27 protein-coding genes and 1 tRNA gene are annotated in these 20642 nt (G+C 72.2%); 13 read left to right on the plus strand and 15 right to left on the minus strand.

The genetic code is table 11. From position 1 onward, the window contains the following. Positions 1 to 6: 6 nt before the first annotated feature. On the minus strand, positions 7 to 648 hold the full coding sequence (locus AC1UE4_RS00445) for an alpha/beta hydrolase (RefSeq protein WP_482915248.1): 642 nt from the start codon (positions 646 to 648) through the stop codon (positions 7 to 9). Positions 649 to 688: 40 nt separating this feature from the next. After that, the gene (locus tag AC1UE4_RS00450) at positions 689 to 1612 is read right to left on the minus strand and encodes a VOC family protein (protein WP_482915249.1); all 924 of its coding nucleotides are present in this window, start codon (positions 1610 to 1612) and stop codon (positions 689 to 691) included. Between the two features lie 90 nt (positions 1613 to 1702). Here AC1UE4_RS00450 and AC1UE4_RS00455 point away from each other — a divergent pair, with 90 nt between their 5' ends. The 3 genes from AC1UE4_RS00455 (at position 1703) to tgt (ending at position 4002) form a co-directional block, all read left to right on the plus strand. Next, a complete protein-coding gene (locus AC1UE4_RS00455; protein ID WP_482915250.1) occupies positions 1703 to 2194 on the plus strand; it encodes a MarR family winged helix-turn-helix transcriptional regulator in 492 nt (163 codons plus the stop codon). Positions 2195 to 2256: 62 nt separating this feature from the next. Further along, positions 2257 to 2745 carry an Hsp20/alpha crystallin family protein gene (locus tag AC1UE4_RS00460; RefSeq protein ID WP_482915251.1) on the plus strand — a complete coding sequence of 163 codons (489 nt, stop codon included), beginning with the start codon at positions 2257 to 2259 and terminating at the stop codon, positions 2743 to 2745. A 12-nt stretch (positions 2746 to 2757) separates the two neighbouring features. After that, entirely contained in the window at positions 2758 to 4002 is a 1245-nt protein-coding gene (tgt, locus tag AC1UE4_RS00465) for a tRNA guanosine(34) transglycosylase Tgt (RefSeq protein WP_482915252.1), read from the plus strand. Here the strand turns inward: tgt and AC1UE4_RS00470 are convergent. Next, positions 3962 to 4840 carry an SDR family oxidoreductase gene (locus AC1UE4_RS00470; protein ID WP_482915253.1) on the minus strand — a complete coding sequence of 293 codons (879 nt, stop codon included), beginning with the start codon at positions 4838 to 4840 and terminating at the stop codon, positions 3962 to 3964. The two genes, tgt and AC1UE4_RS00470, sit on opposite strands and share 41 nt — an antisense overlap. A gap of 161 nt (positions 4841 to 5001) precedes the next feature. Here AC1UE4_RS00470 and AC1UE4_RS00475 point away from each other — a divergent pair, with 161 nt between their 5' ends. Beyond that, the gene (locus tag AC1UE4_RS00475) at positions 5002 to 5832 is read left to right on the plus strand and encodes a GGDEF domain-containing protein (RefSeq protein ID WP_482915254.1); all 831 of its coding nucleotides are present in this window, start codon (positions 5002 to 5004) and stop codon (positions 5830 to 5832) included. A gap of 9 nt (positions 5833 to 5841) precedes the next feature. On the opposite strand, the gene AC1UE4_RS00480 is transcribed toward AC1UE4_RS00475, so the two are convergent. From AC1UE4_RS00480 to AC1UE4_RS00490, 3 genes are read right to left on the minus strand one after another with little or no spacing between them, the layout of a single operon-like run. Next, positions 5842 to 7047: a protein kinase domain-containing protein gene (locus tag AC1UE4_RS00480; RefSeq protein WP_482915255.1), complete on the minus strand. Its 1206-nt coding sequence runs from the start codon at positions 7045 to 7047 to the stop codon at positions 5842 to 5844. Continuing rightward, entirely contained in the window at positions 7044 to 7580 is a 537-nt protein-coding gene (locus AC1UE4_RS00485; protein WP_482915256.1) for a hypothetical protein, read from the minus strand. The genes AC1UE4_RS00480 and AC1UE4_RS00485 overlap by 4 nt, the downstream gene beginning before the upstream one ends. 2 nt (positions 7581 to 7582) lie before the next feature. Further along, the gene (locus tag AC1UE4_RS00490) at positions 7583 to 8317 is read right to left on the minus strand and encodes a metallophosphoesterase family protein (protein WP_482915257.1); all 735 of its coding nucleotides are present in this window, start codon (positions 8315 to 8317) and stop codon (positions 7583 to 7585) included. Here AC1UE4_RS00490 and AC1UE4_RS00495 point away from each other — a divergent pair. After that, positions 8312 to 9562, plus strand: a complete 1251-nt coding sequence (locus tag AC1UE4_RS00495; RefSeq protein WP_482915258.1) for a M48 family metalloprotease — start codon at positions 8312 to 8314, stop codon at positions 9560 to 9562. The two genes, AC1UE4_RS00490 and AC1UE4_RS00495, sit on opposite strands and share 6 nt — an antisense overlap. Here AC1UE4_RS00495 and AC1UE4_RS00500 read toward each other — a convergent pair. Together AC1UE4_RS00500 and AC1UE4_RS00505 are read right to left on the minus strand one after the other, a co-directional pair. Beyond that, positions 9544 to 9750, minus strand: coding sequence for a hypothetical protein (locus AC1UE4_RS00500; RefSeq protein ID WP_482915259.1), 207 nt, complete (start codon positions 9748 to 9750; stop codon positions 9544 to 9546). The two genes, AC1UE4_RS00495 and AC1UE4_RS00500, sit on opposite strands and share 19 nt — an antisense overlap. Positions 9751 to 9889: 139 nt before the next feature. Further along, complete coding sequence (locus tag AC1UE4_RS00505) at positions 9890 to 10216, minus strand: DUF3467 domain-containing protein (protein ID WP_482915260.1); 327 nt, start codon at positions 10214 to 10216, stop codon at positions 9890 to 9892. 22 nt (positions 10217 to 10238) lie between these two features. Here AC1UE4_RS00505 and AC1UE4_RS00510 point away from each other — a divergent pair, with 22 nt between their 5' ends. The 5 genes from AC1UE4_RS00510 to AC1UE4_RS00530 are packed head-to-tail and all read left to right on the plus strand — an operon-like array spanning position 10239 to position 13187. Further along, on the plus strand, positions 10239 to 10649 hold the full coding sequence (locus tag AC1UE4_RS00510; protein ID WP_482915261.1) for a 23S rRNA (pseudouridine(1915)-N(3))-methyltransferase RlmH: 411 nt from the start codon (positions 10239 to 10241) through the stop codon (positions 10647 to 10649). 13 nt (positions 10650 to 10662) lie between these two features. Then, positions 10663 to 12375 (plus strand): arginine--tRNA ligase, encoded by a 1713-nt coding sequence (argS, locus tag AC1UE4_RS00515; protein ID WP_482915262.1) that lies wholly within the window; start codon positions 10663 to 10665, stop codon positions 12373 to 12375. A 20-nt stretch (positions 12376 to 12395) separates the two neighbouring features. Beyond that, positions 12396 to 12809: a ChaB family protein gene (locus tag AC1UE4_RS00520; protein WP_482915263.1), complete on the plus strand. Its 414-nt coding sequence runs from the start codon at positions 12396 to 12398 to the stop codon at positions 12807 to 12809. Between the two features lie 10 nt (positions 12810 to 12819). Then, positions 12820 to 12984, plus strand: a complete 165-nt coding sequence (locus tag AC1UE4_RS00525) for a hypothetical protein (protein WP_482915264.1) — start codon at positions 12820 to 12822, stop codon at positions 12982 to 12984. Further along, a complete protein-coding gene (locus AC1UE4_RS00530; RefSeq protein WP_482915265.1) occupies positions 12981 to 13187 on the plus strand; it encodes a hypothetical protein in 207 nt (68 codons plus the stop codon). Before AC1UE4_RS00525 ends, AC1UE4_RS00530 begins: the two co-directional genes overlap by 4 nt. Positions 13188 to 13207: 20 nt before the next feature. On the opposite strand, the gene AC1UE4_RS00535 is transcribed toward AC1UE4_RS00530, so the two are convergent. Genes AC1UE4_RS00535 through AC1UE4_RS00545 form a run of 3 tightly spaced genes read right to left on the minus strand, consistent with a single transcriptional unit; the run spans position 13208 to position 14954 of the window. Next, positions 13208 to 13957 (minus strand): cytochrome c biogenesis CcdA family protein, encoded by a 750-nt coding sequence (locus tag AC1UE4_RS00535; protein ID WP_482915266.1) that lies wholly within the window; start codon positions 13955 to 13957, stop codon positions 13208 to 13210. Continuing rightward, positions 13954 to 14424: a cytochrome c-type biogenesis protein gene (locus AC1UE4_RS00540; protein ID WP_482915267.1), complete on the minus strand. Its 471-nt coding sequence runs from the start codon at positions 14422 to 14424 to the stop codon at positions 13954 to 13956. Before AC1UE4_RS00540 ends, AC1UE4_RS00535 begins: the two co-directional genes overlap by 4 nt. Beyond that, positions 14421 to 14954 (minus strand): TlpA family protein disulfide reductase, encoded by a 534-nt coding sequence (locus AC1UE4_RS00545; protein ID WP_482915268.1) that lies wholly within the window; start codon positions 14952 to 14954, stop codon positions 14421 to 14423. Before AC1UE4_RS00545 ends, AC1UE4_RS00540 begins: the two co-directional genes overlap by 4 nt. Before the next feature lie 44 nt (positions 14955 to 14998). On the opposite strand from AC1UE4_RS00545, the gene AC1UE4_RS00550 reads away from it, so the two are divergent. Both AC1UE4_RS00550 and AC1UE4_RS00555 read left to right on the plus strand, forming a co-directional pair. Beyond that, positions 14999 to 15069, plus strand: a tRNA-Gly gene (locus AC1UE4_RS00550). 115 nt (positions 15070 to 15184) lie between these two features. Continuing rightward, entirely contained in the window at positions 15185 to 17719 is a 2535-nt protein-coding gene (locus AC1UE4_RS00555) for an anti-sigma factor antagonist (protein ID WP_482915269.1), read from the plus strand. Positions 17720 to 17734: 15 nt separating this feature from the next. Here the strand turns inward: AC1UE4_RS00555 and AC1UE4_RS00560 are convergent, their stop codons facing one another. From AC1UE4_RS00560 to AC1UE4_RS00575, 4 genes are all read right to left on the minus strand, one after another. Continuing rightward, positions 17735 to 18418: a hypothetical protein gene (locus AC1UE4_RS00560; protein ID WP_482915270.1), complete on the minus strand. Its 684-nt coding sequence runs from the start codon at positions 18416 to 18418 to the stop codon at positions 17735 to 17737. A gap of 54 nt (positions 18419 to 18472) precedes the next feature. Continuing rightward, entirely contained in the window at positions 18473 to 19291 is an 819-nt protein-coding gene (locus tag AC1UE4_RS00565; RefSeq protein ID WP_482915271.1) for a hypothetical protein, read from the minus strand. A gap of 237 nt (positions 19292 to 19528) precedes the next feature. After that, on the minus strand, positions 19529 to 19843 hold the full coding sequence (locus tag AC1UE4_RS00570; protein ID WP_482915272.1) for an MTH1187 family thiamine-binding protein: 315 nt from the start codon (positions 19841 to 19843) through the stop codon (positions 19529 to 19531). Between the two features lie 13 nt (positions 19844 to 19856). Continuing rightward, on the minus strand, positions 19857 to 20078 hold the full coding sequence (locus AC1UE4_RS00575; RefSeq protein WP_482915273.1) for a hypothetical protein: 222 nt from the start codon (positions 20076 to 20078) through the stop codon (positions 19857 to 19859). Between the two features lie 158 nt (positions 20079 to 20236). Here AC1UE4_RS00575 and AC1UE4_RS00580 point away from each other — a divergent pair, with 158 nt between their 5' ends. Continuing rightward, a complete protein-coding gene (locus tag AC1UE4_RS00580) occupies positions 20237 to 20638 on the plus strand; it encodes a cytochrome c maturation protein CcmE (RefSeq protein WP_482915274.1) in 402 nt (133 codons plus the stop codon). Positions 20639 to 20642 lie beyond the last annotated feature (4 nt).

Genomic DNA, 20642 nt, shown 5'->3' on the forward strand with positions numbered 1-20642 from the left:
GGCGCGTCAGAAGCCGAGCACGTCGGCGAGCCACTCGGGCAGGCCGGCGAGGAACCGGGGATCGATGTGATGCCCGATCGGCGACTCCTGGTACGTGACGTCGGCGCCGGCGGCCTCGAGCGTCGCGCGCGCCTGCCGGGCGAACTCGACGGAGATGACGGGATCGGCCTCGCCGTGGCCGATGACGACCGGGAAGCCGCGCGGGAGGTCGTCGCGCAGCGCCCACCCGTCGACCGTCGGGATGAACCCGCTCAGCGCGAGGATCCCCGCGGGCAGCGGCCGGCCCGCGCCAAGCCCCATCGCGTACGACATGACCGTCCCCTGCGAGAAGCCGCCGACGACCACGCGGTCCCACGGGATCCCGCGCTCGTCGAGCAGGTCGTCGGTGAACGTGGTCAGCGCCGCGAAGCCCTCGGCGAACGTCGCCGGGTCGGGATAGCCGACGCGCTGCACGGAGTACCAGTGCCGGCCGCCCGGAGGGAGATGGAGCGGCCCGCCCGGCGTGATCCCCAGCAGCCGCCGCTGCGGGTCGAGCAGGTCGAGCAGCGGGCGGAGGTCCTTCTCGTCGGTGCCGCGGCCATGGCACAGGACGAGCGCGCCCTGCGGCGCGCCGTCGGGCTCGCGAAGAAGATGGGGGAGCGGGCTCACTCGCCGCGACTCCCTCGCGCGGCGTCGCCCCCACCGCTCATCAGGCCGGCACCCTTGGGTTCTTCAGGGGCGTGAGGAGGCGTTCGAGCTGCGGGCGGAGGTGCTCGTGCTGCGGCGGGAGGCGGAGCTCTTCGCCGAGGCGCTCGCGCGGCTCGTCGAGGTCGAAGCCGATGTCGCGGGTCGCGAGCTCGAAGAGCACGCCGGTCGGGACGCGGAAGTAGACGGAGTGGAAGTACTGGCGGTCGATGATCCCGGTGGGGTGGCCGCCGGCGTCGAGGACGCGCTTGCGGAAGAGGTCGAGCTCGTTGTCGTCGGCGGCGTTCCAGGCGATGTGGTGGACGGTGCCGGCGCCCTGGATGCCCGGCTCGGCGGGCGGCGCGTCCCACTGCAGCTGGCCGCGGCGGTCGACGCCCTCGGCGACCCAGCGGCCGTGCTCGTCCTTCGTCATCCCGAGCGCCTCCAGAACCGGGACGGTCGCCTCGATCCCGCGCTCGGTCGCGTAGGCGCGGACGCCATGGAAGCCCTGGATCGCGTGCTCGGCGGGCACGTCCGGCGCGGCGGCGGCGAGCGGCGGGTCCGGCAGCTCGGCGAACACGAGCGCGTTGCGCAGCCCCTCGGGGTCGTCGAAGCGCAGCGCGCGGCCGGTCCGCTCGGCCTCGACGCCCTTGGCCCGCAGCCGCTCCTCCCAGAACCCGAGCGCGTCGGCCGACCCGACCCGCCAGCAGACCGTGTGGACCATCCCCGCGCCGGCGCGGCCGCGCGCGGCGCCGGGGAACTCGAAGAAGGTCATGATCGAGCCGGGATGGCCCGCCTCGTCCCCGTAGTAGAGGTGGTAGACGTCGGGCGCGTCGAAGTTGACCGTCTTCTTGACCATCCGCAGCCCGAGCACGCTGGCGTAGAAGTCGACGTTCGCCTGCGCGTCCGCGCAGATCGCCGTGACGTGGTGCAGACCCTCGAGCGTCACCGCTCGAAAGCCTAGTCCCCGCGTGCTAAGTTGCGTACGCAATCAACTCTGGCGAAGGCGCCGCCAACGCTGCTACCGTCGCCCCGTCTCATGGCCACGTCCGCAACCGAACTCCGCAACCTCTCCGAACGCGAGCTTCGCGCCTGGCGCGGGCTGCTCCGCGCGCACGCGCTCATGGTCAAGCGGCTGGACGCGGAGCTCGAGGCCGAGCACGGCCTGGCGCTGACCTCCTACGAGGTGCTCCTGCACCTCCACGGCACGGCCGAGGGGAAGATGCGGATGTGCGACGTCGCCGAGTCGGTGCTGCTGTCGCGCAGCGGCCTGACCCGCCTCGTCGACCGGCTCGAGCGTGACGGCCTCGTCGAGCGCGTCTCGTGCCCCGACGACGCCCGCGGCGCGTACGCGCGGCTGACCGACGCCGGCCGAGCGAAGCTCGAGCAGGCCTCGGCGACCCACCTGGCCGGCGTCCGCGCGCACTTCCTGGAGCACGTGGGCGACCGCGAGCTCGAGGTCCTCGGCGACGCCTTCGAGGCGATCGCTCCCGCCGGCGGCTCCCCCGCCTGCGACGCGCAGCAAACTTGATACGCGCCGACTGAGATCCTACAATGGAGGCGTTCATCAACACGTCTCTGTAGGAGGGAGACATGGCGCTTGTTCGTTGGGAGCCGGTGCGGGAGCTGAACAGCCTCCAGCACGAGATGAACCGCCTCTTCAACACGTTCTTCGACACGCCGGTCACGGCGTCCGAGGGCAACGGCGGCAACCGCCGGTGGATGCCGGCGATGGACCTCGTCGAGACCGACGACCACTTCGTCCTCAAGGCGGACCTGCCCGGCCTCACCGAGGACGACGTCAAGCTCGAGATCGAGGACCACGTCCTCACCGTGTCCGGTGAGCGCAAGACCGAGCACGAGGTCAAGAAGGGCGGCTTCTACCGCGTCGAGCGCGCGACGGGCACCTTCTCGCGCAGCCTCACGCTGCCGGAGGGCGTCGACGCCGACAAGATCGCCGCGTCGTTCGAGCACGGCGTGCTCGAGGTCCGGATCCCGAAGCCGGAGGAGCGCAAGCCGCGCCGGCTGCAGATCGCCGTGGGCGACCGGCCCAAGGCCATCGAGGGGTCCGAGTCCTCCTAGTCTCTGCGGGCGATGACGCCCGCGCTCGAGATCACCGCCCGCGACCCGGCCAGCCGGGCGCGGGCGGGCCTGCTCCGCACTGCGCACGGCGTCGTGCGCACGCCCGCCTTCGTCCCGCTCGCGACGAAGGCCGTCGTCCGCGGCATCGACGTCCACGAGGTCGCGGCGCTGGGCTACGACATGGTGCTCGGCAACACGTTCCACCTGTGGCTCGAGCCGGGGCACGAGCTCATCGACGGCTTCGGCGGCCTGCACCGCTTCATGGGCTGGGACCGCCCGATCATCACCGACTCCGGCGGCTTCCAGGTGTTCTCGATGGGCCACGGCAACGTGTCGGCGGAGATCAAGAAGACCGGCGCGGGGCCCGGCGGCAACTCGGTGCTCGGGATCGCCGAGGAGGGCGTGACGTTCCGCAACCCGCGCAACGGCGACGAGGTGTTCATGGGGCCGGAGACCTCGATGGAGGTGCAGGCGGCCCTGCGGTCCGACATCGCCCTCGTGTTCGACGAGTGCACGCCGTTCCACGTCGACCGCGACTACACCGCCCGCTCGACGGAGCGCACGCACCGCTGGCTGCAGCGCTGCCTGGACTGGCACGCCGAGCACGGGCCGGACGGCCAGCTCGTCTACGGGATCGTCCAGGGCGGCGTGCACGAGGACCTGCGCGTGGAGAGCGCGGAGACGATCGCGGCGAGCGACGCGGGCGGCGTGGCGATCGGCGGCTCGCTCGGCGCCGACAAGCCGCAGATGTACGAGGTCGTGGAGTGGACGACGGCCGTGCTGCCGGAGCACAAGCCCCGGCACCTGCTCGGCATCGGCGAGGTCGACGACCTCATCCGCGGCGTCGAGCTCGGCATCGACACCTTCGACTGCGTCACGCCGACGCGCCTGGGCCGCCACGGCCACGCGCTGGTCGCCGACCCGGACCGCCGGTACCGCATGGACGTCACGGCCGCGAAGTGGAAGAGCAGCGAGGAGCCGCTGGAGGACGGCTGCCCCTGCCCGGCCTGCAGCGCCGGCCACAGCCGCGGGTACCTGCGCTACCTCGCCAAGAACCGCGAGCAGACCGGCCAGCGGCTGCTCACCCTGCACAACCTCGTCTACCTCGGTCGCCTGATGCGCGACCTGCGCGAGGCGATCGAGACCGGGACCCTGGACGCGAAGGCGGCGGCCCTCCGCGCGGGAGAGCCGCCGTCGACCGACCCGGTCGCGCCGCTCAGCGACCCGCGGGCGCCTTCACCGGCTGCGGCGTCGTGAGCGTCGACTCCTCCTGCTCGGCCATCTTGAGCGTCTGCTCGATGCCCGACCGCTTGGCCTGACGCTCGGCGAGCGGCTGGACGAAGCTGCGCAGCCAGATCAGCGGCCGCACGCTCTTCGGCGCCCAGACGTGCCGCGCGCGGGTCGTGATGCCCGCCTCGATCGCGTCGATCGCCTGAGGCAGCGGGATCGGGTTGCCGAGCACCCGGCGATCGCGCTCGCGCATCGCCTTCACCGACGGGCGGTCGAAGCTCTGGCGGACCATGTCGGTGTCGATGAACGAGAAGTAGGCGACGCCGACCTTCGCGCCCGTGTGGGCGACCTCGACACGCAGCGAGTCGCCGAACGCCTCGACGCCCGCCTTGCTCGCCGTGTAGGCGGCCATGAGCGGCGTGTGCACGAGCGCGCTGGCCGACGAGATGATGAGGAAGTAGCCGCGGCGCTTGACGACCTCCGCGTGCGCGGCGCGCACCGTGCGGAAGACGCCGAGCAGGTTCACGTCGATCGTCCGCTCGAACGCGGCCGGGTCGACCGAGGCGACCGAACCGTGCGGCGCCACGCCCGCGTTCGCCACGACGACGTCGACGCCGCCGAAGCGCTCGACCGTCCCGGCGACCGCCGCCTCGAGCTGCTCGAGGTCCGTGACGTCGGCCTCGAACCAGGCCGCGCGGTCGCCCAGCGCGCTCGCCTGGCGCTCCAGCTCGTCCGGCTCGAGCCCCACGAGCGCGACGTTCGCGCCCAGCCCGTGCAGCCGCTTCGCGGTCTCGAGGCCGATGCCCCGAGCCGCCCCCGTTATCAGCGCCGTCCGCCCTCGGACGTCGTAGTGCTCCCTGGCCATTCGTTGGACGCTACCGGTCGACCGCTCTCGACAGGTTTCCTACTGGTGGGTCGGGGGGCATCTGACTAGAGTCGTGCTCCCGCCGCGAAGGCGGGCGTCACGGAAGGCGTCCAGGAGCGGCGGGTACATCGATGAACGGGGCAGTATCTACTGCACAGCTGATGGGCGGCGTGCGCCGCCTGGCTGCGCTGGCACACAGCGCGCGAGACGAGGACACGGTGCTCCGTGCCCTCCGCTACGAGCTGGCCTACGCGCTCGAGGTGGAGGAGGTGCGCTTCCAGGTCCACGTCGACGAGACCTGGCCGTCGCTGCCGCTGATCGTGGACGGCCGCCGGCGCGGCGTGCTCGTCTTCGTGACCCACGCGCCGACGCGGCTGTCGGACGAGGAGATCGAGATCGGCGCCGCGCTGATCGAGGCGGCTGCTGCCGTGCTCGCCCTGCAGGAGGCCCGCCAGGCGGCCCGCGTGGACTCGCTCACCGGCGCGCTGAACCACGGCGCCATGCTGTCCCGCCTCGAGGAGGAGATCCACCGCGCGCAGCGCTACCGGATGGGCCTCGCCTGCCTGATCATCGACCTCGACGACTTCAAGATGATCAACGACCGCTGGGGCCACGCAACGGGCGACTCGGTGCTGCGCCAGGTCGCCACGCTCCTGCGGACGGAGTTCCGCTCGCACGACCAGGTCGCCCGCTACGGCGGCGACGAGTTCGTGGTCGTCCTCCCGCACGCGATGGGTCCCCGCGCCGAGATCGCCGCCCGCCGCGCGCTGCGGCGCCTGCGCGACATCCACGTCGTCACCGACGAGGGCCGCCGGCCCATCAGCGCGTCGCTCGGCCTCGCGGAGTGGGCCGACCCCGAGACGCCGGCCGAGCTGCTCGCCAAGGCCGACCAGGCCCTGCTCGCCGGCAAGCGCGCCGGCAAGGACCAGCTGCGCACCGCGGCGACGGACTGGCGGTTCGAGACCGACCGCCCCGAGCCGCAGCCCGCCTAGCGCCCCGCGCTAGCGGGTGTTCTCGTCGATCAGCTCCTTCATCGCGTCGACCGACTGCGACGTCTTGTCGTAGTCGACGCGGCGGAGCTGGACGCCGTCGTCGCCCGTCGCGAGGGCGAGGTAGAGCCCGATCGCGGCGCCGGCGAGGATGAGGAGGAGCAGGAACGTCGTCAGCGCGTTGCGGGCGCCGCGGCGGCGTTCGGGGCGCTCGGCCACCGGCGCGCGCGTCGCCGCCGCTGCCGCGGGCACGGCACCGGGCTGGGGCTGCAGGCGCCGCGGGCGTGCGGGCTGCGCCGCCGTCCCGGACGCGATCCGGGTCTGCGAGGTCGGATCGGGGGCGCTCATGTACGAGGTCGCGGCCGTCCGCTCGTCGTCGAACTGCTGGCCGCGCATGCCGGCCGCGAGCGCCTCGCGGTACTCGGTGGCGCTGGCGAAGCGCAGCTCGGGCTCGAGCTCGAGCGCCCGCTCGACCGTCTGCGCCACCCCGACCGGGATGTCGCCGTCGATCTCGTCGAGGCGCGGCGGGTGCTCGCGCTGCTGCTTGAGGGCGAGCTCGGTCAGGGACTGCGCCTCGTAGGGCAGCCGGCCCGCGAGGAACTGGTAGGTGACGACGCCGAGCGAGTAGATGTCCGACCGGGCGGTGGCCTCCTCGCCGGCGGCCTGCTCCGGCGACAGGTAGGCGGCGGTCCCGAGGACGGAGCCGACCTGCGTGATCCGGCTGACCGAGTCGCCCGCCTTGGCGATGCCGAAGTCGGCGAGCTTGACCTGGCCCTCGTCGCTGCGCAGGAGGTTGCCGGGCTTGACGTCGCGGTGCACGACGCCGTGGCGGTGGGCGTGCTCGAGCCCGCGGCAGGCCTGGTCGACGATGAAGATCGCCTCGTCCGGGGTGAGCCGGCCGCGCTCGCGCAGCAGCTCCGCGCCCGACTTGCCGCGGATGTACTCCATGACGATGAAGTGGCGCCCGCTGGCCTCGTCGAGGCCGAAGTCGAAGACCTGCACGATGTTCGGGTGCACGAGCCGCGCGGCGGCCAGCGCCTCGCGGCGGAAGCGCGAGACGAACTGCTGGTCGTCGGCGAGGTGCTCGGCGAGCAGCTTGACGGCGACCTGCCGCTCGAGCCGGCGGTCGAACGCGAGCTGGACCGTCGACATGCCGCCGAAGCCGAGCCGGTCGCCGACCTCGTAGCGCTTGGCGATGAGCTGCTCGGCGGGGCTCATCCGGTCCCTCCGGGCGGCGCCTCGGTGCCGCCGCCCGTCCCGTCCGGCGTCGTCGGCGTGGTCGGCGTGGTGGTGGTCGGCGTCGTCGAGGTGGTCGTCGTCGGCGTCGTCTGGGTGGGCGTCGTCTCGGTCGCCGTGGGTGTCGTCTCGGTGGTCGTCGGCGGAACCGTCTCGGTCGTAGTCGGGACGGTCTCCGTCGTCGTGGGCGTCGTCTCGGTCTGCGCCTTGTCACGGCAGTCGCCGGGGGCGACCTGCGCGAGGTTCTCGGCGCCCTGCTGGAGGCGGCGGCGCAGCTTCGCGTCCGTGCGCTGCGGCAGCGCCGAGATCTTCTCCTGCAGGTCGCGCAGGGTCGCCGCGGCGCGCTCGCAGCGGCCGGCGGCGACGAACTCGTCGAGGTCGTCGAGCGAGGCCTTGATGCTCTCCGCGCGCGAGGAGGCGATGAGGCTCTTGTCCTCCTCGCCGCAGGCCGCCGCGTAGGCGGCCAGGACGCCGAGGACGACCGCCAGGAGGAGTGCCGTGATGCGGGGTCGCACGCTCACTGACCGTACCCCAGGCGGTCGGCAAGCGAATCCGGCAGCCCCGCGGCGCGGATCGCCGAGGCCGCGCCCTCGATGTCGTACCGGGTGCGGCGCCACTCCGCGCGGGCCGCGACGGTGTCGAGCAGCAGCCACGCCGCGCGGGGATCGCCGTCGCGCGGCTGGCCGACGGATCCGGGGTTGAGCAGCCACGCGCCCTCGCGCAGATCGGCGGTCTGCCCGGGCTCGCGCACCGCGCCACGGGTCGGGCTGCCGTCGCCCTCGCGCATGAAGGCGAGCGCGACGTGCGAGTGGCCGATGAAGCAGACGCGCTGCTCGGCCTCGTCGAAGCAGCGCTCGGCGAGCGCCTCGGACAGCACGTACTCCCAGATCGGGTCGCGCGGGCTCGCGTGGTAGAGGCCGAACTGCTCCTCGACGCCGGCCGGCTCGAGCCGGCGCAGGAAGTCGAGGTTGTCGGCGGCGATCGTCTCCTGCGTCCAGCGGGCGCTGATCGCGGCGCCGCGGGAGAAGTCCTCGATCGACAGCGCGCCGGTCACGGCGAGGTCGTGGTTGCCGGCCAGGCAGATCGCGGCGCGGTCGCGGGCGAGCTCGACGCAGGCGTCCGGCTCGGCGCCGTAGCCGACCAGGTCGCCGAGGCACCAGATCTCCTCGGCGCCCGCCTCTGCGGCGTCGGCGAGGACGGCCTCGAAGGCGTGTCGATTACCGTGGATGTCCGAGACGATGGCGACGTGCACCGGCTGAAGCTCCCTCTGACGCTCGCGGCGGCGGTGGTGGTGGCGGAGGCCGCCGTCCTGCTGCTGCGCCCGCGCGAGGGGGTCATCGACCCCGCCGAGGTGAGCGCCTCAGAGTACTTCGCGCCGGGGCAGCTGGCCCGGGCGGAGGCGTTCCGGGACCCGCAGGTCGCCCTCTACGGGCTCCGCGTGGCCGTCGGCCTCGGCGTCCTCGTGCTGGTGGTCCGGCGCCCGCCGAAGTGGCTCGCCGCCGGCCGTCGGCCGTGGCTGGCGGGCGCGGGCGCGGCGGCCGCGCTCAGCCTCCTGACGAGCGTCGCCGAGCTGCCCGTCGCCGCCGTCATGCGGGAGCGGGCGAAGGACGTGGGCCTCGTCACCCAGGACTGGCTCGGCTACGCGGGCGACCTCGCGAAGAGCTGGGGGATCGGCGCGCTGGTCGCGGGCGCCGGCGGGGCGCTCGTCGTCGTGCTGATGCGCCGGTTCGGCCGCCGCTGGTGGGCGCCCGGCAGCGTCGTGGTGCTGCTGTTCGCCGCCGCGACCGTCTACGCCGGCCCGGTCGTCCTCGATCCGCTCTTCAACACGTTCAAGCCGCTGCCCGCAGGCCAGACCCGCGACGACGTCCTCGCGCTCGCGAAGGAGGCCGGCGTGGATGTCGGCGAGGTCTACGAGGTCGACGCCTCGCGCCGCACCACCGCCGCGAACGCGTACGTCACCGGCCTGGGACACACGAAGAGGGTCGTGCTGTACGACACGCTCCTGCGGCCGCCGGAGCGGCCGCGCGCGGCCGGGGAGGCGGCGGGCGAGGGCTTCACCCGCGACGAGATCCGGCTGGTCGTCGCGCACGAGCTCGGGCACGTGCACTACCGCGACGTCCCGCGCGGGCTCCTCTGGCTGGCGCTCGCCGCGCCGTTCGGGATGCTCGCCGCCGCCCGCCTGACCGAGCGGTTCGCGGGGGAGGGGACGCCGCCGCAGCGGGCGATCCCCGCGCTCGCGCTGTCGCTGGCGATCGTCGTGCCGGTGATCACGACCGTGTCGAACCAGCTCTCGCGCCGGGTCGAGGCCCGCGCCGACAGCTACTCGCTGCGCCTGACGGACGCGCCCGAGCCGTTCATCGGCTTCGAGCGCCGCATCGCGGACCGGAACGTCAGCGACCCCGACCCGCCCGCCTGGCGCACGTGGCTGCTCGCCACGCATCCGCCGACGCTCGACCGGATCGGGATCGCGGTGGCGTATCAGCGCGGCGCGAGGTGAGGACCGGCGGGGATGAGCGCGTCGGCCCGCTCCTCGGTCAGCCCCCACGCGTACAGCCACAGCGAGTCGCGCAGGTCGTCGGGGAGCGGGGCGTCCGAGATCACCTCGTCCTCGATCTCACGCAGCGTCGCACCCTCGTCGATCGCCTCGGCGACGCGGTCCCGCAGGATGCCCATCGGTGCGGCCATGAGGGGCGACTCTGCGCCCCCCGCTCATGCGAGTCAAGTGAAATCGCCAGAAGTTCACCTTCCGGTCGCAGGAACGTCCCTCATCGGCGCGGACGGTCCGACAGTCCGTGCCCGATGGCGCCGGAGCGCTCGCTTTCGGTCAGACCGTCGGCGAATCCGGCCCGGGGCCGGGCGGCCCGCCCTCGGGCAGGTTGCGGATGCCCTCGCGCGTCTGCCACTTGGAGAAGTTGTCCTCCATGGCGTCGATCAGCTCGCGCATGAAGCGGGGGCTCAGGTTCACCCGCGACACGACGACGCCGGGGACCTCGTCCTCCTCGACCTCGTGGTCGACGCGTGCGAACGTGATCGTGAACTCGTACTCGGAGTGGCTGACGTTCGCGAAGTTCGCGTAGACGCCCGCCATGATCTCCGGCGAGAAGTGGATGTTGATGTGACGCCCGCCGGCGCCTTCGGGGTCTCCGGCCATGGGCGCCGTAGCATCGCACAGCGTGAAGTGCACGGTCCTCGCCGTCGGACGGCTGCGCCCGCCCTACGTCGACGACGTGGAGCACTACGCGAAGCTGCTGTCGCGGTCGGTCAAGCTCGAGCTGGTCGAGGTGCGCGAGGACGAGCAGGTCCCGGGGCGCATCCCCGAGCGGTCCTACGTCGTCGTCCTCGACGCCCCGGGCCGGCAGTACGACAGCGAGGCGTTCGCGGCGTGGATGGAGGAGCGCCGCCAGGACGGCCGCGACGTCGTGTTCGTGATCGGCGGCGCGTTCGGGCTGCCGGAGCTGGAGCGCGTCGACGCCCGCCTGTCGCTGGGGAAGATGACGTTGCCCCACCAGCTCGCGCGGGTCGTCCTGCTCGAGCAGCTCTATCGTGCTCACAAGATCCTGGCGAACGAGCCCTACCACTACTGAGACCGACGCTCCTTTGACCCTCCTCGACGAGCTGGCGCGGCTGTGCGCCGACGCCATCTCCGCTCTCCACGACGTCGAGGACCTCGATGTCGCCCGCACGCTCGCGAAGTCCAGGGAGGACGTGCCGGCGGACTACCAGCTCAACGCGGCGTTCCAGCTCGCCAAGCAGCTCAAGCGCCCGCCGCGCGACGTCGCGGCGGGGATCGCCGAGAAGCTGAACGAGCTCGGCGGCCCGGTCGCGCACGCCGAGGCGGCCGGTCCGGGCTTCGTGAACATCACGCTGTCGGACCCGTGGCTGCTCGACCGGGCCCGGTCCACCGCTCTCCCTGCCGCCGACCAGCCGGAGCACGTGCTGATCGACTTCTCGAGCCCGAACGTCGCGAAGGAGATGCACGTCGGGCACCTCCGGACGACGATCATCGGCGATGCGCTCGCGCGGATGCACGAGGCACTCGGTCACGAGGTCGAGCGGATCAGCCACCTCGGAGACTGGGGCACGCAGTTCGGCATGCTCATCGAGCACCTCCGCGAGCAGCCGGGCGATCTGCAGGACGTGCAGCTAGGAGACCTCGATCGCTTCTACAAGGAGGCGAAGGAGCGGTTCGACACCGACGAGGCGTTCCGCGGTCGCGCGCGGGAGGCCGTCGTGCTGCTCCAGGGCGGCGACGACGAGGCGCGGCGGGCCTGGGACATCCTCTGCGCCCAGTCGCACGAGGCCAACCAGCACCTGTACGACCTCCTCGATGTGCGGGTCGAGGAGCGGGGCGAGTCGTTCTACCAGCCGATGCTGCAGCAGGTCGTCGACGACCTCTCGGAGGCCGGCCTGCTCGTGGAGGACGACGGAGCGCTGGTCGTCTTCCTCGACGAGTTCACGAACAAGTCGGGCGAGCCCCTGCCGCTGATCGTGCGGAAGTCCGACGGCGGGTTCAACTACGCGACGACCGACCTCGCCGCGGTCCGCCACCGTGTCCGGACGGGCGTCAAGCGCGTCCTCTACGTCGTCGACGCGGGGCAGTCGCAGCACTTCCAGATGGTCTTCGAGACGGCCCGGCGGGCGGGCTGGATCCCGGACGACGTGCACTTCGAGCACGTGCCGTTCGGCCTCGTGCTGGGCGAGGACGGCAAGCGGCTGCGGACCCGGTCGGGGGAGACGCCGAAGCTACGCGACCTCGTCGACGCCGCGGTCTCGCGCGCGACGGTCTTCGTCAGGGAGCGCGCCGAAACGGCGCGCGGGGCACGCGGCAGCGCTCCACCCGAGCGCGTCGGCCACATCCTCGGCATCTCATCGCTGCGGTACGCCGAGCTGTCGCACAACCGCATGACCGACTACGTCTTCTCGCTGGACAAGATGGTCTCCCTGCACGGGAACACCGCTCCGTACCTCTTGTACGTGTACGCGCGCATCGCAGGCATCGTCGAAGCCGCCGCCAACGCGACCGCCGCTCCGGCCGGCGATCGGGCTCTCTCCGCCGAGGAGCGCGCCCTGACCCTCCATCTCGCGGGGTTCCAGGACGCGGTCGCGGCCGCCATCGCGAACTCCGCTCCCAACTACGTCGCCGAGTTCCTCTTCGGGCTCTGCCAGGCCTTCAACCGCTTCTACGAGGGGCACCGCGTCATCGACGGCGACGTCTACGACCCCGTTCGGCTCCAGCTCTGCGAGGCGTCGGCCGGGCTGCTCGAGAGCGGCTTCGCGCTCCTCGGCGTGGAGGTCGTGTCGGAGCTCTGAACAGCGGGCATGACCCCCTCATGCCACTGAAGAAGGACGATCTTCCGAGCACGCTGCAGCGCTCGCCGAAGAAGGTCCAGCGGACGTACGCGGAGACGCTCGACTCCGCGGAGGAGACCTACGACGGCAACGAGGAGCGTGCCCATCGCACCGCCTGGAGCGCGGTGAAGCACGTCGCCGAGAAGAAGGGCGACCACTGGGAGCTCAAGGACGAGAAGGGCCCGTCGGACAAGCAGGCCGCGCGCAGCGGCCGCGCGGCGCGGCGTTCGCGCGGCGGCACCTCCGGCGGCGTCAACGCGAACAAGACGAAGGACGAGCTGCTCGACGACGCCCGCAAGGCGGACATCGAGGGGCGGTCGAAGATGACCAAGGACGAGCTCGTCGACGCGCTGCGCCGCCACTCCGACCGTGAGACCGCGAAGGCGCGCGGGTAGGGCGGCGGCCATGCAAGACGGTGACGAGGTGAAGGGCACCGAAGGCGCGCCGCCCGAGGCGCCGGTCTCGCCCGAGACCGAAGAGGGCAACTACGAGGGCGTCAGCGGCGGCGAGACCAGCCCGCCGAGCGGCGCCCCCGACGTGGCGGAGAACCCGGAGGAGGACGACCAGTGAGCGAGCAGGACATCGAGAGCGACGCCCCCAACGCCGACGCGGGCGGCAAGGCCCACACGTCGACCAAGGAGGGCCATCCCGCCGGCGACGGCGCGCGCACCGACCGCGAGGTCGGCGGCCCCGTGGCCGAGGACGACGCGGAGGAGTCGATGGGCGGCGCCCACGGCGACATCTCGACCAAGGGCTTCGACAGCCACGAGTGAGCTTCGCGGCGCGGCGGGCTCTACAGGTTGTAGAGCCCGTCCAGCCCGATGCTGTCGAGCCAGTTCTGAGCCTTCTGGTTCAGCGTCGCCATCTCGCCGGTGAAGATGAGGACGCCCATGAGGATCAGGACCGCTCCGCTGATCGCCGTGATGATCACGTAGCGATCTCGTAGCCAGCGGAACAGGTGGGTCGCGCGGTGGAACGCCACCGCGCTGACCAGGAACGGGATGGCGAGGCCGGCGCTGTAGATCGCCAGCAGGATCGCGCCCTGGCCGACGGTGTCCTTGATCGCCGCGGCGTTGAGGATCGCGGTCAGCGTCGGGCCGATGCACGGCGTCCAGCCGATGGCGAAGGCGGCGCCCGCGACGAGCGGGCCGCCCGAGCCGGCTCGCGCGATGAGCGCGTGCGGCTTCCATTCGGCGTTCAGCCGCGTGACGAAGAGGGACGCGACGAAGAGGACGCCCATCACGATGATGAGGCCGCCCGCGATGCGGTCGAGCGTCACGCGGTTCTCGCGCAGCGTCTGGCCGAGGCCGGTCGCGGCCATGCCGAGCGCGACGAAGACCGCGGTGAACGACAGGCAGAAGACGATCGCCGGCAGCAGCACCTGCGCGCGGCTGCGCCGGTCGCCCTCCTCGAGGTCGATGACCGAGACGCCGCTGACGGCGCTCAGGTAGCCGGGGACGAGCGGCAGCACGCAGGGGGAGATGAACGAGACGAAGCCGGCGGCGAACGCCGCGAAGACGGTGGTGTCGACGCCCCCGCTCATCGTGCGCGCGCGAGCTCCTCGTCCAGGCGCTTCATCTCGTCGTCGGAGGCGATCGGCGCGTCGTCGTCGCCCGCGGACGCCGTAGTGATCGGCTGCGGGCCGCGCCGGCGCCAGCGGGGGATGAGCACCGCCAGCAGGCCGACCAGCCCCAGCACCACCGCGATCGGCACGAGGTAGGCGGCGAGGCCGACGCCGTCGTCGTCGGGCATCGCGAGGACGTTCTCGCCGTACTCGGCGACCAGCCGGTCCTTGATCTCGTCCTTCGTCAGGCCCTTGTCGACGAGGCTCTGGATCAGCGCGCGCTCGCGGTCGGCCTGCGTCGACTCCGCGATGTTCAGCGGCACCTTGCACGAGACGCACATGACCTCGTCCTCGACGTCCGGCATCGACGTGCGCGGCTGCTGCGCCGCGGCGGCGCCCGGGAAGGCGGCGAGCACGAGCAGCGCGGCGAAGAGCGCGCGTCTCATCGCGCCACCCGTGACAGCGCGTCGTCGAAGAACGCGTCGTCGACCTGCCCGCGGCTCATCGCCACGATCCGCCCGTCGGCGTCGATGACGAACGTCTCCGGCACGCCGGTGCGCCCGTAGTCCTCGCCGAGGTCGCCGTTGACGTCGCGCAGCGACGGGTAGTCGAGCTTGAAGTCCTTGACGAACGCCTGCGAGTCGGGGCTCGAGTCGTCGACCGTCACGCCGAGCACCGTGCCGCCCATCGCCTTCAGCTTCGCCTGCGCGCGGCGCAACGCCGGCGCCTCGTCCTTGCACGGCCCGCACCACGACGCCCAGAAGTTCAGGACCACCGGTTGGCCCTTCAGATCGGCGATCGAGCCTTCCCCGCCGCCCAGCTTGGGCAGCGTCCGATCCGGCGCCGCCGGCCGGTCGCCGCGCTTGACCGCGTCGTCCAGCGTGGTCGACGCGCCGACCGACAGCACGCCGTAGACCAGCAGCCCCAGCAGGGCCACGGCAGCGATCACCACGAACGGAACGGCGGAACGGCGCACGCCACCAGCGTAGTCCCCGAGGGGCGGTAGACTGGCCGCCCCTCGCGGGATTAGTTCATCGGTAGAACGCGAGCTTCCCAAGCTCGAGAGACGGGTTCGATTCCCGTATCCCGCTTCGAAGACCCCCGGCCTCTACGGGGGTCTTCGTGCGTGCTGGCACGTACGTCACCTTGCACCGCTCCTCCGTCCGATGTTCGAATGGGCCGGGCAGGCGAACGTCAGGAGCGGCCATGCAACGACGCAACCTCACGGCGCGCGCGGCGCGCTGGAGCGCGACCCACCGCAAGATCGCGATCTTCGGATGGCTCGGAGCGGTGGTCGTGGCCGTGCTGCTCAGCGGGTCCGTCGGCCTCAACACGCTGACGAGCGACGAGCAGGGGAACGGCGAGTCCGGGCGTGCGGACCGCATCCAGTCGGACGCGGGGCTGTTCGACCGCGCGACCGAGCAGGTGCTGATCCAGTCGCGGCAGGGCGAATCGGTGTCGTCGCCCGCCGTCAAGGCCGCCATCGCCGACACGGCCACGACCCTCCGCCGGTTCCAGGACGTCCGCGACGTCAAGTCGCCGCTGGTGCCGGGCAACGAGGGGCAGCTCTCCAGCGACGGCAAGTCCGCGCTCGTCGTGTTCGACCTCCTGGGCGACGAGGACGAGGCGCAGGACCGGGTCGATGCCGTGCTCGACGCGGTCGCGGGGGTCCAGCAGCGTCATCCGACGACGCGTGTCGAGGAGTTCGGCGACGCGAGCGCGGACAAGGCGCTCTCCAAGGCGTTCGAGGACGACTTCCGCAAGGCGGAGTCGCTGTCGCTGCCGATCACGCTGCTCATCCTCGTCCTGGCGTTCGGCTCGCTCGTCGCCGCGGGGCTCCCGATCCTGCTCGGCCTGTCGGCGGTCGCGATCACGCTCGGGCTGCTGGCGCCGATCAGCCAGATCGCGCCGGTAGACGAGGCGATCTCGTCGGTGATCCTCCTGATCGGCCTGGCGGTGGGCGTCGACTACTCGCTGTTCTACATCCGGCGCGAACGCGACGAGCGCGCGGCCGGGCACGACCCGGAGGACTCGCTCGACATCGCGGCGGCCACCTCGGGACGGGCCGTGCTCATCTCCGGCTGCACCGTCGTGATCGCGATGTCCGGGATGTACATCACCGGGAACAGCACGTTCACGTCGTTCGCGACCGGGACGATCATCGTCGTCCTGGCCGCGATGGTCGGCTCGCTGACGGTGCTGCCGGCGCTGCTGTCGAAGCTCGGCGACCGCGTGATGAAGGGGCGGCTGCCGCTGCTCGACCGGCTCCACCGGCGCAAGGACGCCGAGGCGGGCGCGTGGTCGTGGATCGTCGATCGCGTCCTGCGCCGGCCGGTCATCTCGGCGACCCTCGCGGGCGGGCTGCTCGTCGTGCTCGCGATCCCCGCGTTCTCGCTGCACACCGTGACGTCGGGCGCGAACGGCCTGCCGCGCGACCTCGACGTCGTCAAGACGTACGACCGCATCCAGGCCGCGTTCCCCGGCGGGCCGCTGCCCGCGCTCGTGGTCGTGAAGGCCGACGAGGCGACCGGCCGCGGCGTCGCCCAGGCGATGCGCGACCTGCGCGACCAGGGGCTCGAGTCCGGCCAGGTCCGCGAGCCCGTGACGGTGACCTACTCGCGCGACGGGCACGTCGCGGTCTTGTCGATGCCGATCGTGGGCGACGGCACGGACACGACGTCCGAGCGGGCGCTGGCGACGCTGCGCGACCGCCTGATCCCGCGGACGCTCGGGCAGATCCCCGGCGTGGAGGTCAACGTCACCGGCATCACCGCCGGATCGAAGGACTTCAACGACCTCCTGAAGGAGCGCGCGCCGTTCGTGTTCCTCTTCGTGCTCGGGCTGGCCTTCCTGCTGCTGCTCGTCACGTTCCGGTCGATCGTGATCCCGGTCAAGGCGATCCTGCTGAACCTGCTCAGCGTCGGGGCCGCGTACGGCGTGCTCGTCTGGATCTTCCAGTACGGGCACCTCGAGGACCTCCTGGGGTTCAAGTCGATCGACGGCGTGACGGCGTGGCTGCCGCTGTTCCTCTTCGTGATCCTCTTCGGGCTCTCGATGGACTACCACGTCTTCATCCTCACGCGCGTGCGCGAGGCCTTCGACGCGGGGCAGCCGACGTCCGAGGCGGTCCGGCACGGGATCAAGTCGACGGCGAGCGTCGTGACGAGCGCGGCGATCGTGATGGTCGGCGTCTTCGGCATCTTCGCGACGCTGAGCGCGATCGACTTCAAGATGATGGGCATCGGCCTCGCGACCGCGGTCCTCATCGACGCGACGATCGTGCGCGCCGTGCTGCTCCCGGCGTCGATGAAGCTGCTCGGCGACTGGAACTGGTACCTGCCGCGCTGGCTCGAGTGGCTGCCGCAGGTGGCGCCCGAGGAGCCGGCGACGCAGCCGGCTGCGTCCGGGCAGCGCGAGCTCCTCGAGCTGTCGACGACGCGAAGCGACGGCACCGTCACGGTGGTGGTCGACGGCGAGCTCTCGCTGGCGACCGCGCGCTCGTTCGCCGAGTGGATCCGCACGGAGGAGGCCGCGGCGCCCGAGCGCCTGGTGATCGACCTCCGCGCCGTGCGGTACCTCGACTCGGCCGGGCTGCAGGAGCTCGTGGCGGCGAACACCCGGGCGCGCCGGGCGCATCGCCGCCTCGTGCTGCTCAAGAGCCACGGCCCGATCGAGCGCGTTCTCGCGATCTCCGGCGTCGACCAGGCGGTCGAGACCGTCGACCGGATCGGAGGCGCCTGACCACCCGCTGAGGCGCTACTTCTTCCGCGAGCAGGGCGTGGTGTCGCTCGTCGTCCGCGAGCCCTTCTGGTACTCGCGGGCGATGACCGAAGCCTTGATCTGCTTCTTCTTCGGGCACGTGGCCGGGGTGCGGAAGACCGGCTTCTTCGCGGTGCCCGCCTTCTCCACGTCGAGCTCGAAGGCGACGATGCGCGCGTTGAGCGACGGCGTCAGGCTCTGAGGCGTGACCAGCTTGCGGCCGTTCCACTTCCCGCGCGACCAGTAGATCGTCTTGCCGCCGAGGGCCTCGTCGAGCAGCAGGCCGCCCTTCGTGTTGTAGGCGCCGAGGTCGAACGTGGCCGGGTCGGGGCCGTCGCCGATGTACGCCGTGCCCTTGCCGGTTCCGATCTTCGTGTTCGCCGGGCAGACGTCGGCGACGCCGTTCGGCGCGTTGGTGATCTGCTCGTCGGTGGCCGCGCACTGCGGCGCGTTGTCGGTGTTCACGACGGTCCCCGCCGGCAGCACGATCGTGATCTGGTCGATGATCCGCTGCTCGGGGAACTCGGCCTCCGCGCTCCAGCCGGCGGCCGACTTGACCTTCGCGGTGGTGAACGAGAAGGAGAACGTGTCCTTCGCCGCGGGAGCGCCGCCCGCGGTCGTGACGCCCAACGCGAGCAGGGCGAGGGGGAGGGCGCCCGCGAGGGCGTGCCGGCGGTTCATGGAGCGACGCTAGCCGCGCCGCTCAGCGTCCGTCAATGGGTCCGACGCGCCGATCTACCGATGCGCGGTCAAACGGAGGACGCCCAGCCGGCGTGTCGTATCGCCGCTCGCGGCGCGGGGCGGGACGACCCCTACGTCGACGCGGTTGCCCGCGCGGCGCAGAGCGGCCCGCGACCCGGCGCCGAGCCGGAACCTCCGCGTGACGGCGGCGCCCTCGCCGGGCGAGAGCTCGACGGGCTCCGTGGAGGCGAGCGGCTGCAGGCGCTTGCCGCTCAGGTTCAGCCACAGGTCACGCGCGCCGGCGACCGTGACCGTCCGCGTCCCGGTGTTGCGCAGCTCCATGCGCAGGACGACGCCCGCCTTGTCGGCGACGGCGCGCGCCGTCGGCACCTCGAGACCGGGGAGCTGCAGACCGCGGCTCCCGGCGATCGTGAGGAGCGTCCCGGTCATGCACGTGCCGGTCGTGCCGTCGGTGCAGGGCGGCGGGGCAGCGGGAGCAGCGGCGCGCGCGGGTGTGACTGCGGAGGTGTCGTCGCCGCCCGTCGCGGCCGTCACCACGGCGCCGCCGAAAGCCCCGGCGGCGAGCAGGCCGGCGCCCGCGGCGACGAGGCGCCGGCGGCGACTCGACGCGGCGACCGGCGCGGCCAGGGCGAGGTCCTGCGCCGTCGCGACCCGCGCGTTCATGACGGCCTCGCGCAGATCGTGCGACGCCTGCAGGGAGCGGGAGATCGCCTCGAGCCGCTCGCGCAGGGCGCGCAGCTCGGGGGAGCCGTGCGGCGGCTCGTCCGGGCGCGTGAAGCGGTCGTCGCGGTCGGCGGCGGTCTCGCCGCCGTCGACGACGCGGAGGTGATCTCGTGCTTCCCCGGCGCTCATGAGCGACCAACTGATCCCCGATCGGACCGCTTTCCAGTCGCGCCCCGGACGCTTTCCCACAGGTCGGCATCGCGCCGCTAGGCTGGGTCGTGATCCGTGGCGGACCCCCACTCGGTCGCCAGTGGCGGCCGGGAGTGTTTGCCGCCCAGGCACACACATCAGTCCTGGGGCTCGTAGTTCTAGTGGGGTCTGATCACACGGATTCGAGCGGGCGGGCCACAGGCCCGCTCGTCGTCGTTAACCGGCGTCTTCGGCGAGGAGCCGCTCGACCGAGGCGACCTTGTCGTCGAGCGTCTGCTCGCGGTCGCGGCGCTCGTCCAGCTTGAGCACGGTGTAGACGCGTGGGACGCCGAGCTCGAACGGGACGGCGTGCAGCTCGCCCACCAGCGCGAGGACGTCCGCCGTCGAGCCCTCGAGCGATGTGCCCATGGCGTGCATCCGGTACTTGACGCGGTCCTGGCGCGAGAGGCGGCGCTGGATCTCGGCGATGTACGCGCTGGCGGAGGCGTCGGGGCGCCCGAGCGCGATGACGGTCAGATCGGCGGTCGCCACGACGGCGACGCGGCTACCAGGCCTGGTCGGCGCCGCAGTGGGGGCAGGCGACGTGCGTCGACACCGCGCCCTCGAACCCGTGCCCGCAGGCGCAGTCGTAGTAGGCGATGTCGCGCGGCCCGCCCTCCTCGCGGCTGCGCTGCTCGCCGGAGACGGCGGTGCGGCGGGGCGCCGGTCGGGCTGCGCGGCGGTCCGTGCGGCGGCTCGAGGAGCGGTTCGGGGTGCGAGTTCTCATGGCTTCCTACCGAGTGAACATGGCGGCTGACTCGGAGTTTCTCTCTCTGTCTCGGAAGGCCTTCCCTCCGGCTTGAGCCTTCATCGTCGAATGTCCAAACCCGACCTCCTTCCGGCACCGGCCGGGATGCCGCGAGGGCTTCGTCATACTGGGTGGCGATGGATCCCGCTCGCAAGCGCAAAGTCCGTCTGGTCATCTGCCTGACTGCCGCCCTCGTCCTCGCCGGGATGCTGATCTTCACCAGCTTCAGCGCGGGGTCGCCCGAGAAGATCCCCTCGCAGGTGGGCACGGCGAAGCCGGGCGAGAAGATCAGGCTCGCCGGCCGGGTGCTCGAGGGCACCCTGGAGCGCAAGGGCGACGTCCGGTACTTCCGCATGCGCGATCCGCTGGGCACCGCCTCGGTCCCGGTGAGCTACGCGGGGTCGGTGCCGGATCCGTTCCGTGAGGGCCGCAACATCACGGTGACGGTCAGCAAGAACGCGAACGGGACGTTCGTCGGTGAGCCGGGCACGCTCATCACGAAGTGCCCCTCGAAGTTCACGACCAAGCCGCCGAGCTAGCGGT

This window comes from Parviterribacter kavangonensis, from assembly GCF_056863335.1.

Bases quoted from the DNA above. Each gene is read 5' to 3' on its own strand.
- AC1UE4_RS00505 (WP_482915260.1), bottom strand. From the start codon at position 10,216: ATGGCCGGAGACCCCGAAGGCGCCGGCGGGCGTCACATCAACATCCAC.
- AC1UE4_RS00560 (WP_482915270.1), bottom strand. From the start codon at position 18,418: ATGAACCGCCGGCACGCCCTCGCGGGCGCCCTCCCCCTCGCCCTGCTC.
- AC1UE4_RS00525 (WP_482915264.1), top strand. From the start codon at position 12,820: ATGCAAGACGGTGACGAGGTGAAGGGCACCGAAGGCGCGCCGCCCGAG.
- AC1UE4_RS00540 (WP_482915267.1), bottom strand. From the start codon at position 14,424: ATGAGACGCGCGCTCTTCGCCGCGCTGCTCGTGCTCGCCGCCTTCCCG.
- AC1UE4_RS00565 (WP_482915271.1), bottom strand. From the start codon at position 19,291: ATGAGCGCCGGGGAAGCACGAGATCACCTCCGCGTCGTCGACGGCGGC.
- AC1UE4_RS00535 (WP_482915266.1), bottom strand. From the start codon at position 13,957: ATGAGCGGGGGCGTCGACACCACCGTCTTCGCGGCGTTCGCCGCCGGC.
- AC1UE4_RS00575 (WP_482915273.1), bottom strand. From the start codon at position 20,078: ATGAGAACTCGCACCCCGAACCGCTCCTCGAGCCGCCGCACGGACCGC.
- tgt (WP_482915252.1), top strand. From the start codon at position 2,758: ATGACGCCCGCGCTCGAGATCACCGCCCGCGACCCGGCCAGCCGGGCG.
- AC1UE4_RS00520 (WP_482915263.1), top strand. From the start codon at position 12,396: ATGCCACTGAAGAAGGACGATCTTCCGAGCACGCTGCAGCGCTCGCCG.
- AC1UE4_RS00475 (WP_482915254.1), top strand. From the start codon at position 5,002: ATGGGCGGCGTGCGCCGCCTGGCTGCGCTGGCACACAGCGCGCGAGAC.
- AC1UE4_RS00470 (WP_482915253.1), bottom strand. From the start codon at position 4,840: ATGGCCAGGGAGCACTACGACGTCCGAGGGCGGACGGCGCTGATAACG.
- AC1UE4_RS00555 (WP_482915269.1), top strand. From the start codon at position 15,185: ATGCAACGACGCAACCTCACGGCGCGCGCGGCGCGCTGGAGCGCGACC.
- AC1UE4_RS00500 (WP_482915259.1), bottom strand. From the start codon at position 9,750: ATGGCCGCACCGATGGGCATCCTGCGGGACCGCGTCGCCGAGGCGATC.
- AC1UE4_RS00455 (WP_482915250.1), top strand. From the start codon at position 1,703: ATGGCCACGTCCGCAACCGAACTCCGCAACCTCTCCGAACGCGAGCTT.
- AC1UE4_RS00580 (WP_482915274.1), top strand. From the start codon at position 20,237: ATGGATCCCGCTCGCAAGCGCAAAGTCCGTCTGGTCATCTGCCTGACT.
- AC1UE4_RS00480 (WP_482915255.1), bottom strand. From the start codon at position 7,047: ATGAGCCCCGCCGAGCAGCTCATCGCCAAGCGCTACGAGGTCGGCGAC.
- AC1UE4_RS00460 (WP_482915251.1), top strand. From the start codon at position 2,257: ATGGCGCTTGTTCGTTGGGAGCCGGTGCGGGAGCTGAACAGCCTCCAG.